This window comes from Marinomonas gallaica, from assembly GCF_001639745.1.
In the GTDB taxonomy this organism is placed as follows: Bacteria; Pseudomonadota; Gammaproteobacteria; order Pseudomonadales; family Marinomonadaceae; genus Marinomonas; species Marinomonas gallaica.
Window position 1 is genome coordinate 17852 of the sequence record NZ_LTAX01000002.1, and the last position, 14433, is coordinate 32284.

At 46.2% G+C, this 14433-nt stretch carries 12 protein-coding genes; 5 read left to right on the forward strand and 7 right to left on the reverse strand.

The annotated features are described in order from the left end of the window. Positions 1-519: 519 nt before the first annotated feature. The 5 genes from pcnB to pgi are packed head-to-tail and all read left to right on the forward strand — an operon-like array spanning position 520 to position 5792. On the forward strand, positions 520-1944 hold the full coding sequence (gene pcnB / locus AYW76_RS02215) for a polynucleotide adenylyltransferase PcnB (protein WP_067215225.1): 1425 nt from the start codon (positions 520-522) through the stop codon (positions 1942-1944). Positions 1945-1953: 9 nt separating this feature from the next. After that, a complete protein-coding gene (gene folK, locus AYW76_RS02220) occupies positions 1954-2439 on the forward strand; it encodes a 2-amino-4-hydroxy-6-hydroxymethyldihydropteridine diphosphokinase (protein ID WP_067030358.1) in 486 nt (161 codons plus the stop codon). Between the two features lie 3 nt (positions 2440-2442). Further along, positions 2443-3270, forward strand: coding sequence for a 3-methyl-2-oxobutanoate hydroxymethyltransferase (panB, locus tag AYW76_RS02225; protein WP_067215228.1), 828 nt, complete (start codon positions 2443-2445; stop codon positions 3268-3270). Continuing rightward, entirely contained in the window at positions 3267-4118 is an 852-nt protein-coding gene (panC, locus tag AYW76_RS02230; protein WP_067215232.1) for a pantoate--beta-alanine ligase, read from the forward strand. Before panB ends, panC begins: the two co-directional genes overlap by 4 nt. Positions 4119-4148: 30 nt before the next feature. Further along, positions 4149-5792, forward strand: coding sequence for a glucose-6-phosphate isomerase (pgi, locus tag AYW76_RS02235; RefSeq protein ID WP_067215234.1), 1644 nt, complete (start codon positions 4149-4151; stop codon positions 5790-5792). Positions 5793-5861: 69 nt separating this feature from the next. Here the strand turns inward: pgi and AYW76_RS02240 are convergent, their stop codons facing one another. The 7 genes from AYW76_RS02240 to AYW76_RS02270 form a co-directional block, all read right to left on the reverse strand. Continuing rightward, complete coding sequence (locus tag AYW76_RS02240; protein ID WP_067215237.1) at positions 5862-6590, reverse strand: SDR family oxidoreductase; 729 nt, start codon at positions 6588-6590, stop codon at positions 5862-5864. 123 nt (positions 6591-6713) lie between these two features. Continuing rightward, positions 6714-7280, reverse strand: coding sequence for an Lcl C-terminal domain-containing protein (locus tag AYW76_RS02245; protein WP_067215240.1), 567 nt, complete (start codon positions 7278-7280; stop codon positions 6714-6716). Then, a complete protein-coding gene (locus AYW76_RS02250) occupies positions 7273-8643 on the reverse strand; it encodes an Lcl C-terminal domain-containing protein (protein ID WP_067215243.1) in 1371 nt (456 codons plus the stop codon). Before AYW76_RS02250 ends, AYW76_RS02245 begins: the two co-directional genes overlap by 8 nt. 143 nt (positions 8644-8786) lie before the next feature. Then, positions 8787-9263, reverse strand: coding sequence for a transcription elongation factor GreA (gene greA / locus AYW76_RS02255; RefSeq protein ID WP_067030337.1), 477 nt, complete (start codon positions 9261-9263; stop codon positions 8787-8789). Beyond that, the gene (gene carB / locus AYW76_RS02260) at positions 9263-12481 is read right to left on the reverse strand and encodes a carbamoyl-phosphate synthase large subunit (RefSeq protein ID WP_067215245.1); all 3219 of its coding nucleotides are present in this window, start codon (positions 12479-12481) and stop codon (positions 9263-9265) included. The genes greA and carB overlap by 1 nt, the downstream gene beginning before the upstream one ends. A gap of 17 nt (positions 12482-12498) precedes the next feature. Next, on the reverse strand, positions 12499-13629 hold the full coding sequence (carA, locus tag AYW76_RS02265; RefSeq protein WP_067030330.1) for a glutamine-hydrolyzing carbamoyl-phosphate synthase small subunit: 1131 nt from the start codon (positions 13627-13629) through the stop codon (positions 12499-12501). A 250-nt stretch (positions 13630-13879) separates the two neighbouring features. Continuing rightward, a complete protein-coding gene (locus tag AYW76_RS02270) occupies positions 13880-14431 on the reverse strand; it encodes a DJ-1 family glyoxalase III (protein ID WP_067030325.1) in 552 nt (183 codons plus the stop codon). Positions 14432-14433: the final 2 nt, after the last annotated feature.

A 14433-nucleotide genomic window follows, 5' to 3' on the forward strand; every position in this document is an offset into this window, starting at 1 on the left:
TAAAATCGTAAACAAAGTGCACAACTTTACGAAAAAATCCTTACTTTTCAGTATATTGTAAAAAGTGGCACAACAAATGCCTTATATATGACACAACGATAACAAGATTGACGATAATAAAAATAAGTTAATCATTGTAAACGTTCCTTCAAATAAAAATAAAACATAAGGAACACCGTAGTCTCTTAAAACAAAAATAAAATTTGAGACTACGGATGGAAAAATCGCTTTGGATAATTGATTTTTTTAGATATGCAAGCCGTTTAGGCGATGAAGACATTGCAATAATAAAAATAAAACTTGAGTAGAACTGCAGAAGCAGCACGAACTTTGTTTTCGGAACTAGTATCTTCATGTATCCAAAGCGATTATTTTATTTTCGCTTTTTTTCTGCAATACCCTTTCTTATTATTACCCCATCTTATCGTATTCCTTTGTATTCCTTCTTTGTTTATCGTGTAACTTCCATCTCACCCGTGTAGAATATTCAAACCCATCAATAGTTGAATTATTTATATAATGCTTGCAGGTTTTAAGTCTTTGGTTCGTAAAGCGACTTCCCTTTTTGGCTCAGACGAGTCTCGAAAACTACCTCTGGAAATTCCCAGAGACAAACACACGTTCTCGAGAAAGAACATCAGCCCCAACGCGCTGAAAGTTCTTTACCGATTACATGAAGCAGGATTCGATGCCTACCTCGTGGGTGGCTGTATCCGAGACCATCTCATAGACATTGAGCCTAAAGATTTCGATGTGGTGACTAACGCCACCCCAGAACAAGCTCATGCATTGTTTTCGAATTCACGCCTAATTGGTCGCCGCTTTAAACTTGTCCATGTCACCTATGGACGGGAAATGATCGAAGTATCTACTTTCCGCGCCAATACTGCTGCACAACAGCCAGCAGAGATGGACCAGAAAAAGTCTTTGAAAGACAAAGATACGGCCAAATCGTCACATGGCATCATCCTAAGAGACAATGTTTACGGCAGCATCGAAGAAGATGCTGAGCGTCGTGATTTTACATTCAATGCCTTGTACTACAACATCGCAGATTTCTCGATTAACGATTACTGCGGTGGCCTAGAAGACATTGCTAATCGTCAAATACGCATCATTGGGGATCCTCGCCAGCGCTATCAAGAAGATCCCGTGCGTATGTTGCGCGCGATCCGATTTGCCGCCAAGCTAAACTTTGAGATTGAAGCGGAAACAGCCGCGCCAATCAAAGAAATGGCGCACCTATTGGATCACATCCCACCCGCTCGTTTATTTGAAGAAGTGCTGAAGTTATTAGGCAGCGGCTATGGCGCCGTTACATACACCTTGCTGCGTGAATACGGTTTATTCAAATATTTATTTCCTGACACGGATGCTCTACTCAAGAGTGGCTGGCACCGTAAAGACATCGATCCTGAAGCCTTTATCTTACAAGGTCTAAACAATACTGATCAGCGTATCCAAAGTGGTCGCAGTACGGCACCTTACTTCTTATACGCTATCCTATTATGGCCAAGTGTGTCACTTCGTCACGAAGAGTTTGAAAAGCAAGGTTTGCCTGAAATGCCTGCACTGCATCAAGCTGCCACCATGGTGTTAGATAATCAAGTGGCCTCGACGGCGATACCGCGTCGCTTTTCTACCCCGATGCGTGAAATTTGGGATTTGCAGTTCCGCTTACCTAAACGCTATGGCAAGCGTGCCTTAACACTTTTGCACCATCCTCGCTTCCGTGCCGCTTACGATTTTCTATTAATTCGCGAACAAAGCGGAACAGAAATGGGTGGATTGGGCGACTGGTGGACCAACTTTCAGCAAGCACCCGAAAATCAGCAACGCGACCTCATTAACAAAGCCGACGAACGCAAAACCGATGGTGTAAAACCGAAACGCCGTCGCCCGCGCCGTCGTAAAAATAATGCAAAGCAAACACCGGAAGAGTAAATCAGCGTAATGAACCATGTATACATCGGACTGGGAAGCAATTTAGACAACCCATTGGCGCAGCTGAAAAGCGCATTAGAGGATCTACAAAAGCACAGTGATATTCACAATTTCACCTGCTCATCATTGTACTCAAGCAAGCCAGTTGGTCCCCAAGACCAACCCGATTACATTAATGCCGTCGCCTATTTCAATACGGAGCTCGATGGCATTGCTACGCTCGATTTATTGCAAAGCATAGAACAAGCACATCGCCGCATTCGCGAGCGCCATTGGGGGCCTCGTACCCTCGATTTGGATATACTACTATTCAACCAGGACGCCATAGAGCTTCCACGCCTGACCGTACCCCATCCTTTTATGCTAGAACGCGGGTTCGTGATCCGTCCCTTGCTGGATCTAGCGCCAGAGCTGCTACTGCATAATGGCAAAACTGTTGCAGAGCATGTCAGTCAACTTGATACCAGTGACTTGGTAGCAATAAAAGAAGCGTAAGTTATGTACTCAGACACGTCAGTGAAGAAACCCACTCGCCCTATCACCCTTTCTAAACTACAACGAATGAAACAGGACGGTGAAAAATTCACCTGCCTTACTTGCTACGATGCCACCTTCACCCATGCCATGAATCAAGCGGGTGTGGAAACGATTTTAGTGGGTGACTCATTAGGCATGGTAGTACAGGGCCAAGATAGCACGCTTCCGGTTTCCATTGACGACATGTGTTATCACACAGCCGCCGTAAAACGCGGTAACAGCCATGCTTTCATACTGACCGACATGCCTTTTATGAGTTATAGCTCCCCAAATCAAGCACTCGACAACGCCGCTAAACTGATGCAAGCAGGTGCTAATATGGTTAAGCTTGAAGGCGGTAGCTGGCTCGCAGATACAGTGCGCTTACTGTCTGAACGCGGCATTCCGGTTTGCTCACACCTTGGCTTAACGCCGCAAGCCGTGCACAAGCTGGGAGGCTATAAGGTTCAAGGCCAAGACCAAGCCGCTGCCGATCTTATCCTGAAAGAGTCGTTAGAATTAGTAGAGGCTGGCGCAGATATCTTGCTGTACGAATGCATCCCTGCCGCACTCGGTAAAATCCTAACGGATGCCATTAGCGTCCCCGTTATTGGCATTGGCGCAGGCGCTTATACAGATGGCCAAGTATTGGTTATGCACGATATGCTGGGGATTAATATTGGCCGTCCGGCACGTTTCGTAAAAAACTTTTTAACCAACGGTCGTACCATCGAGCAAGCTTTTTCAGCTTACGTTGAAGAGGTTAAAAACGGTTCATTCCCTGCATCTGAGCATACATTTGACGCATGAAAACATTTCACACGATTGCTGAACTTCGCACAGCTTTAAAAAGCGAACGCCTACAAGACAAACGTATTGCCTTTGTTCCTACCATGGGGAATCTTCATGAAGGGCACATGGATTTAGTTCGTCGAGCTCGTCAAGAAGGAGATGTCGTCGTCGCTTCTATCTTCGTTAACCCGATGCAATTTTCAGCGAATGAAGACCTCGAACGCTACCCTCGTACGCTAACAGAAGATCAGGCATTGCTAGAGAGCAATACTTGCGACTATTTATTCGCGCCCTCGGCATTGGAAATGTACCCTGACGGGAAACGCAGCCAAACTCAAATCGAAGTGACTGGTTTATCTGATATTCTATGTGGTGCAACACGCCCGGGACACTTTGTGGGTGTCGCTACCGTCGTCACAAAACTTTTTAACATCGTCATGCCTGATTGTGCGATATTTGGTAACAAAGATTTTCAACAATTAAAAGTCATTGAAGACATGGCTCGCGACTTAAGCTCAAATGTCAAAGTCATTGGTGTAAACATTGCACGAGCTGAATCAGGCCTTGCTATGAGCTCACGCAATGGTTACTTAAGCGCTGAAGAACTCAGCATCGCGCCGACCATTTACCAAACCCTTCTATGGGCAAAGCAAAGCATCTTAGAAGGTCACGTAAGCTACGCTGACATTTGCGAACAAGCTCTACAGAAGCTTGAAGCAGTGGGATTTGAGCGTGACTACTTTGAAATACGTGCACAACACGATTTACTAACACCATCAGAGAAAGAGAAGCAACTAGTGATCCTAGTTGCCGCCTATTTAGGCAAAGCACGGTTGATCGACAATATAACTGTTGAACTGCCGTAATACTCTTACACTCAACCTAGGGAGATTGTCATGAGCTCACCAACGCAACTAACCGCGTGGCAAGCACTGGCACAACATCAGCAGGACATGGCTTCGGTACATATGACTGAGCTATTTGCTGACGACGCGACACGTGCCAAGTCTTTCAAAACATCCGCTGCAGGGTGGACATTAGACTACTCTAAAAACCGAGCAAACACCGACACCATAAAACTGCTACTACAATTGGTAGAGCAAGCAGGTATGAAACCAGCCATTGAAGGCATGTTTAATGGCGAGCCTATTAATAACACAGAGAACCGTTCTGTGTTACATGTCGCCCTTCGTGCTAGCAAAGCTCAAGAAACTCTAATGGTTGATGGTGTGAACGTACTGGATGAAGTGCGCAGTACATTGAAACAAATGGAGACATTCGTTTCTCAGCTACACAGTGGTAAATGGCGCGGCTACAGTGACAAGAAAATCACCGACGTCGTATCCATCGGCATTGGTGGTTCCTATCTTGGACCCAAGGTCGTTGCTGAAGCGTTAACACCCTACAAACACGATGATATCGATGTACACTTTGTCGCCAATATCGATGGCTCAGACATCACAGATAAGCTCAAACGACTGAATGCTGAAACCACTGTATTCATCGTCTCATCTAAGTCTTTTGGCACGCTTGAAACCTTACACAATGCCAATGCGGCACGTGCGTGGTGTCTTGATCAGGGCGTACCTGAAACGGATATTAAAAAGCACTTTGCTGCGGTAAGTTCGAATGTCGAAAAAGCCGTTAACTTTGGTATGGCTGAAGAAAACATCTTCCCTATGTGGGACTGGGTGGGTGGACGCTACTCACTTTGGTCTGCGATCGGACTGCCAATTGCTGTCGCCGTCGGCATGGATCATTTTTATGAGTTACTGGATGGCGCTCACGCCATGGACAAGCACTTTGAAACAGCACCTTTTGATCAAAACCTTCCGGTAATCATGGGCGCATTAGGCGTTTGGTACAGTAACTTTCACAACGCTCAAACTCACGCCTTGATCCCTTATGATCATTACTTACGCGCCATGCCTGCGCATATTCAGCAGCTGGATATGGAAAGTAACGGCAAAGCGAACTTAGTCGATGGTTCAGGCGTGGCGACCGATACAGGCCCCATTATTTGGGGTGGCGCTGGTACAAATGGTCAGCATGCTTATCATCAGTTATTACATCAAGGCACACGTCTTGTTCCAGTCGATTTTATTGCGCCCTTGAAAACACATAACCCCGTTGCTGATCACCACGCACAGCTGTTTGCAAACTGCGTCAGCCAAGCGCAAGCCTTAATGGTCGGCAAAAGCTTGGAGCAGGCAAAGCAAGAGTTACGTGATGCGGGCGCAAGTGAAACTCAAGTCGAAGAGATTGCACCGCACAAAGTGATTCCGGGTAACCGCCCAAGTAACACTCTACTTACCGAGCAACTTACTCCGTTCACAACGGGTTCGTTAATAGCCCTATACGAACACCGTACCTTTGTTCAAGGTACAATTTGGGGCATTAACTCGTTCGACCAGTGGGGCGTTGAGCTAGGCAAAGTATTGGGCACAGACATCTATAATCGCCTTGTTAATGAAACTGACAATCAGCAATTAGATGCCTCCACTCAAGCCTTGATCATGGCCTTTAAAGACGCACAATAAATGTATTTAAACGCTATAAATTAAAAAGGGCCGTCATTTTATGACGGCCCTTTTCTCATCAATGTCTTCCTATAAATCAAAGTTTGTTGGCATGACAACCACATCTCGAATGGTCATTCCTCGAGGCCGCGTTAACATAAATAAAATAATCTCAGCGATCTCGCTGGCTTCAACCAAACTTCCAGACGCTTTCGCTGCCTCTAACTGCTCTTCAGGCCAATCATCCAATAAAGAGGTAATCACAGGACCTGGTGATACAGAACCAATCCGCAAACCATCTTTAAATACCTGTCGACGCGTTGTTTGCACAAAGCAATCAATTGCCCATTTTGAAGACGCATAAACCGGCTCCCATGGTGTTGGGAAATGCGCCGCCAAGGAACTAGTAACGATAATGTCACCCGTTTTTTGAGGGGCCATATGGCGAATGACATCGCGCACGTTTTTCATGACCACATTAATGTTTAGATGCAGCATTCTGTCGATCATATCGGGATCCGAGTCCACCAGATCCCCTCCAACATATAAACCCGCATTAGCATGAAAAATATCAAGAGGCCCTTCGATCATACTTAGAATTTGGAGCATCAACGTTTTACAGGCATCACTATCAAGCAAGTTCATAACTAAAGGCTTTGCCTTATCGTAATCCTTGCAAACCCGCTCTAAAGCGCCTGCATCACGATCCACTAACACAACCGTGGCACCAGACTCCAACATTGCTTTTGCACTGGCCCAGCCGATGCCAGATGCAGCGCCAGTAATCGCCGCATTTTTACCGAGAAGTGATTGGCGCATAACAGTGTCCTCTGCTTAAATTTTATTAATTTGCATTCAGACACCCATTATTGACCTTAAAAAGTACGACTTCTCACACACTAAACCGCAAGAAGTAATGCTTTTTTGCGCATATGCCTAACCTTAACGAGCGTCTCGCACCAACCGGAAGAAACGGACGTAGTTATATTCGCCAACTGAGGTTCTCTCCAAAATCCCCGTTGAAAAACTCACTGCCCAAACATAGGTATCGTCGGCATCGTAATAAGACGTTGGCGTTGAAGTAAAGAGCACCATACTATTAAGTGTTGCCGAGTCATCCGCCGCCTCAGTATTTTTTAACGGAAAAACATCTTCATTTTGAGACGGACGAGTACATTGCTCTTCGACAATACTGCGTAACTCTTTTACATTCGGTAAACGCCAGTCATCAAAACCTGCAAAGCCATCGCTCTCGTTAATCGAGTCGATATGCTCTACGGCACCAACAAAAGTCGTTTGCAGAGGACTTCCTGTGCGACAATCCGCTCCAGAAAATCCCTCCACACAACGCTTCCACATAAGCCCCGTAGCATGATCCGTCACAACACCTTGCTCTTCGTTAACCGTGAAACGCGAAGCAGGCGCTGTTGGATCGATGGTTGAGGTACTGCAAGCCGCGTAAGCACTTCCTAAAAAAAAGCTGATTAAGAGTAACGTTAACTTATTCATGGGCCGTCCTTACTAACATGACACCAACACTGGTTCCTTTAGACAAGCCATCCACTACACCAAGCAGCTGTCCATTCGAACGAAAATCTCGTAAATAAACACGCCATGCTCGACTGGAATCATCGTAATAAGGCGACGTGGTCCAAAAACTATCAACTAGTGTGTCATCCGACATTGGGAAGTAATTTGTATCTAATGCAATCGTTGAACGACGAGCAAAGTTGTGACCATAATAAACAATACTCAATAATTCATTTGAAGTAGGTAAACGCCAATCACTGAAACCACATAGATTCTCAAGATTCACGCGAGCCACAAAGTCAGAAGTATTGCAGAAGCCATCTACATCGTTATAGCCGAAACAAGTATCTGGTGAATTTACATTACTTTGCGTCCCTTCGGTTACACCTGACCCACTCAACGACGGCTCGTACCAGGTAAATGCATCATCCGCATCGTGTAAACCTGAGCTAAGAGTGCCACCACGAGCACTGTCTCCTGCTTCTTTCACTTCCCACATAAGGCCCGTTACATTATCCAATACGCAATGCCACTCTTCAGAATCGGCCGTTAATACGCTGCCATCATCTCCGATCTTACTGAAACTAAATCCTGCAATACCATCCTCATCACCATTTGCCATGGAGTCTACATCACGACCAAAACTACAATCTTGACCCGATGCTAACCGATCCCCCCTTTCGCATGTCTCTTGATGAGTGTCTGAACTTACCGCAAAACGAGACCCTGTATCGTTTAACTCCCGCACCTGAGCTAAATCAGCCGCATTCACACCATTATCTTGAGGAGTAACCACCTTAATCGGACTAAAGCCGCTCACAGTCGTGGAAGCCAATGACTCTTTAGCAACCACCGCAACATAATAAGGCGTGCCATTGGATAAATACGCCTCAGGAGAGGTGTAGGTCGTCGCCTCTAGACTGTCTACGGCGATCAACAAGTCCGCCAAATTACTGTCCGCGGTAATTTCATTGGTAGAGTAATAAACCGTATAAGCGCCAGCATTCGGTGTTTCATTCCAACGCAGTACAACTTGCTGATTTGCTGCGACCGCAACCAATGACACCGGTGCTTGCAAGGCTGTATCGACGGTATAATCAACAGGATCTACAGGCTCTTCTGGTGTTGTAGGCTCCTCTGGTGTCGTCGGTTCTTCAGGTGTCGTCGGCTCCTCTGGTGTTGTAGGTTCTTCTGGTGTCGTTGGTTCCTCAGGTGTCGTTGGGGTTGTCGGTGTCGTAGGCGTTTCAACATCGCCGCCATCACCGGTATCACCACCCTCTTCTGCTTCGCCACAACCAGAGAGCGCGATCACACAAAATAAAGTTAGAAATAGTCGCTGCATAGGACGCTTCCGTATTGAGTAAATTGAGATTGCCAGTGATACAACTTAACGGCGAATCTTACGATATATTGACTTATAAAAACAAAAAAACGCTAAGAAGTCTCCCTCTTAGCGTTTTTTGATTATGCGAAAACACATCTAAATTAGATGTGTTTTACCGTTTCAATTTCATAAACCACTTCACCAGCTGGAATTTTTACAACAACTTCGTCGCCTTCCATTTTGCCAATGATCGCTTTTGCGATAGGTGATGCATAAGAAATCATCTTCGCTTTCACATCTGACTCGTCATCACCAACGATTTTGTAAGTAACGGTTTCTTCTGTATCAACGTTAAACAAGGTTACCGTTGTACCGAAAATCACTTTGCCAGTATGGGCAATCGCTTTCACATCGATGACTTGAGAATCCGATAGCTTACCTTCAATCTCAGAAATACGACCTTCACAAAAACCTTGCTCTTCACGAGCTGCGTGATATTCAGCATTTTCTTTCAAGTCGCCATGTTCACGTGCAGACGCGATGTCAGCAATCACACGTGGACGAACAACTGATTTAAGATGGTTAAGCTCAGCGCGTAAACGCGCTTCGCCTTCAACCGTCATAGGTACTTTTTTCATTATTTCCCCGTATGCAAATCTTGTAATCTTCTGACTTTGATCTCTTCGCCTTGGCTACTGATCGCCAGGCTAGTTGCTTCTGCACCCGCTAGGGTTGTGGTGTAACACACCTTACCTTGCAATGCTGTGCGACGAATAACCGAAGAGTCCGCAATCGCTTGCGTACCAGAAGTTGTATTAATGATGTAGCTGATATCGCCGTTTTTCAACATATCGACAACATGTGGGCGACCTTCATTTACCTTGTTTACTTTCTTAACTTCGACACCGTGCTCCGTTAGGTACTTAGCTGTACCACCCGTTGCAATCAGTTTGAAGCCTAATCCAACAAGGCGTTTTGCCACATCCACAGAGCCCGGCTTGTCTTGGTCACGTACTGAGATAAACGCATTCCCAGACGTCGGTAACACCGTACCGCCACCCAACACAGCTTTACCAAAGGCTTCAGCAAACGTATCGCCAACACCCATCACTTCACCCGTAGATTTCATCTCAGGGCCAAGAATTGGGTCAACACCTTGGAACTTGTTGAATGGGAAGACTGCTTCTTTCACACTGTAGTAGCTAGGAATAATTTCTTCCGTAAAGCCTAGTTCAGCAAGTGATTTACCTGCCATAACCAATGCCGCTACTTGTGCAAGTGAACGACCGATACACTTAGAAACAAATGGAACCGTACGAGATGCACGAGGGTTCACCTCGATCACGTAGATTTCACCGTCTTGCACAGCAAGTTGTGTATTCATCAGACCAATAACGCCTAGCTCAAGCGCCATGTTCTTAATCATCGCACGAATGTCATCTTGAACATCCGCAGGCAATGAGTAAGGCGGCAATGAACAAGCTGAGTCACCAGAGTGAACACCCGCTTGCTCAATGTGCTGCATAATGCCGCCAATCACGACTTCTTTACCGTCAGAGATACAATCGATATCGATCTCGATCGCTGAGTTAAGGAAGTGATCAAGCAATACTGGGCTGTCGTTAGACACTTTCACTGCCGACGTCATGTAGCGCGTCAGCTCTTTCTCGTTATAAACGATCTCCATGGCACGACCACCCAGTACGTACGATGGGCGTACAACCAGTGGGTAACCAATCTCAGCCGCTTTCACAATCGCTTGCTCCGTAGAACGAACCGTCGCGTTTTTAGGTTGCTTATAACCTAAACGCTGGATCATGCTTTGGAAGCGTTCACGGTCTTCGGCACGGTCAATCGCTTCTGGTGTGGTACCGATGATTGGCACACCTTCGTTTTGTAGAGCACGCGCAATTTTAAGCGGCGTTTGGCCACCAAACTGTACAATCACACCTGTTGGCTTCTCTTTACGAACGATCTCAAGTACGTCTTCAAGCGTGACTGGCTCAAAGTACAAGCGATCAGACGTATCGTAGTCAGTCGATACCGTTTCAGGGTTACAGTTCACCATGATGGTTTCGAAGCCGTCTTCGCGTAAACCTAGCGCTGCGTGTACACAACAGTAGTCAAACTCGATACCTTGACCGATACGGTTTGGACCACCACCTAGGATAATGATTTTCTCTTTATCACTCGGCGCAGCTTCACATTCGTCTTCGTATGTGGAATACATGTAAGCAGTGTTAGAGGCAAACTCTGCGGCACAAGTATCAACACGCTTGTACACTGGATGTACGTTTACAAGGTAACGACGTTCACGAAGAGACTTCTCGGTTACATCTAGCAATGCTGCTAGACGTGCATCAGAGAAACCTTTGCGCTTTAGGCGGCGCATGTAGTCGTAATCAAGCTCAGCAAGACCCGTCACTTTCAGCGCTTGCTCTTCTTTAATCAGATCTTCGATTTGCACCAAGAACCATGGATCAACACCCGTAAGCTCGTAAATCTCTTCCATGCTCATACCAGCACGGAAAGCATCACCGATGTACCAAATACGATCGGCACCTGGTGCTTTCAGCTCACGCTGCAAAATTTCTTTGCTTGCGTCATCTTCAAGATCAAGCTGCGGATTGAAGCCATCAGAGCCTGTTTCAAGACCACGCAATGCTTTCTGCATCGACTCTTGGAACGTACGACCAATCGCCATCACCTCACCTACCGACTTCATTTGCGTCGTTAGGCGATCGTTTGCCGTTGGGAATTTCTCAAAAGTGAAACGCGGAATTTTCGTTACAACGTAGTCGATTGAAGGCTCGAAGCTCGCTGGTGTTAGACCACCCGTAATATCGTTTTGCAGCTCATCAAGGGTGTAACCAATCGCCAATTTCGCAGCGATTTTTGCAATTGGGAAGCCCGTTGCTTTCGAAGCCAATGCAGATGAACGTGATACTCGTGGGTTCATCTCAATAACAACAAGACGACCTGTTTCTGGGTCCATACCGAACTGTACGTTCGAACCGCCTGTTTCGACACCGATCTCACGCAATACCGCCAAAGAGGCGTTACGCATGATTTGGTATTCTTTGTCTGTCAACGTTTGTGCAGGCGCAACTGTGATCGAGTCACCGGTGTGAACACCCATGGCATCGAAGTTTTCGATGGCACAGACAATGATACAGTTGTCGTTTTTGTCACGAACAACTTCCATCTCGTACTCTTTCCAACCGATCAAAGATTCGTCGATGAGAAGTTCGTTGGTTGGCGAAAGATCCAAACCACGCGTACAGATTTCTTCAAACTCTTCCATGTTGTAAGCGATACCACCACCGGTACCACCCATAGTGAAAGAAGGACGAATAATACAAGGAAGACCAACTTCGCTTTGTACTTTCAACGCTTCTTCCATGTTGTGTGCAATGCCAGCACGTGGACATTCCAGACCAATGGCTTTCATTGCTTCATCAAAACGGTGACGGTCTTCTGCTTTATCAATCGCATCCGCTGTCGCACCAATCATCTCAACATTGTATTTCTCCAAAACGCCGTGACGCTCAAGATCCAGCGCACAGTTCAATGCTGTTTGACCACCCATGGTCGGAAGAACCGCATCTGGACGCTCTTTTTCGATGATTTTCTCAACCGTTTGCCATTCAATCGGCTCGATGTACGTTGCGTCCGCCATAACAGGGTCGGTCATGATGGTCGCAGGGTTCGAGTTAACTAGAATCACTCGGAAGCCTTCTTCACGAAGGGCTTTACAGGCTTGTGCACCTGAGTAGTCAAATTCACAGGCCTGACCGATAACAATCGGGCCAGCACCCAAGATTAAGACGCTTTTTATGTCAGTACGTTTTGGCATAGTCTTCTCGTTCTCGCTCAGGCTTTCGTTGCTTTGATGTTGTCAATGAACTGATCAAACAATGGTGCCACATCATGTGGACCAGGGCTCGCTTCAGGGTGCCCCTGGAAGCTGAACGCTTTTTTATCAGTACGCGCAATACCTTGAAGAGAGCTGTCGAACAAAGATTTGTGAGTCGCTTCAAGATTCGCTGGCAACGTCGCTTCATCGACTGCGAAACCGTGGTTCTGGCTGGTAATCATGACACGGCCAGACTTGATGTCTTGCACCGGGTGGTTTGCACCATGGTGACCAAACTTCATTTTTACGGTTTGAGCACCGCTTGCCAATGCAAGCAGTTGGTGCCCTAGACAAATACCGAAAACGGGGATTTCAGTTTCTAGGATTTCTTTGATCGCATTGATTGCGTAATCACATGGCTCTGGGTCACCTGGGCCATTTGACAAGAAAACACCATCTGGGTTCATGGCTAGCACGTCGCTCGCCGGTGTTTTCGCAGGTACCACTGTCAAGCGGCAACCACGCTCAACCAGCATACGCAAAATGTTCGTTTTAACACCAAAATCATACGCCACAACGTGGAATGGGAATTCGCTAGGTGTTGTGTGACCCTTTACTAAATCCCACGTAGACTCAGTCCACTCGTAAGATTTTTCAGTGGTCACTTCTTTGGCTAAATCCATGCCTTTCAAACCAGGGAAAGCTTGTGCTTGTGCAACAGCTTCCTCTTCGTTAATGCTATCACCAGCCATAATACAGCCAGCTAGAGCACCTTTCTCACGTAGAATACGCGTAAGTTTACGTGTATCAATGTCCGCAATACCTACAACGCCTTTACGTTTAAGGTAGTCATCTAACGTCTCTTGTTGACGCCAGCTGCTAGAGCGTAGAGGTAAATCACGGATAATCAGGCCCGAACACCAAATTTGGTTAGACTCTTCGTCTTCGGCGTTAACGCCAGTGTTACCAATATGTGGGTAGGTCAACGTGACCATTTGTCGAGCATAGGAAGGGTCGGTAAGAATTTCTTGATAACCGGTCATAGAGGTGTTAAATACAACCTCTGCGGTTGAGGAGCCATCTGCCCCGATCGACACCCCTCTGAATATCGTGCCGTCTTCCAGAGCAAGAATCGCTGATGTTGCCAAAGGAACCTCCCGTTAAAGCCTATTTTAGGTTGCAAAAAAGCGAGGTAAACTCGTGGCCCACCTCGCTTTCATAAAATTTCGCTGATGTCGTCGCCATAACTACTGCTTTTTATGAGTTGCCGCGACTAAATAAATCTGATCAATTTTACTCTGATATGGTATTTTCGTCCAGACAAAACACAACCGCAAACTATAAAGTTTGTCGATATTTACGACTTTTCAATTGACCATTTAGACAAGATTAAGTGTTTTAACACAACAAGCCTTGCGCCACTTCTTGTGTTTTCTCAATTCCTTCTAAGTTCGCTAGAACCGCCAGAGAAAACGCCATTGCCATTGCGGGACCTTGCCCAGTGATCACATTACCATCCATTACCACAGGTTGGTCGGCAATGTATTCTGCCCCCGTCAAACCCTCTTCAAACCCAGGATAACAAGTCGCTTGTTTATCTACGACAAAACCATGTGTTCCAAAAACAACGGCTGGTGATGCACAGATAGCGGCTAAAAGGGCATCTTGGATATCATGTTTTTCCAGCATATCAATTAATAACTGACTGTCTCGTAGATGCTCAGCACCCGGCATACCGCCAGGCAGAACAATAGCATCAAACATTTGCTCAGCTACATCCGTCAACAACACATCAGCAACGATATTCGTTCCATTGGCGGCCTTGACCTGCTTCTCTTCATGTACGCTTGCTACGGTCAAATCGACACCACCACGACGTAGCACATCGATAATGGTGATCGCTTCAATGTCTTCGCTGCCGTTGGCAATCGGTACCAGTACTGTCGTCATGA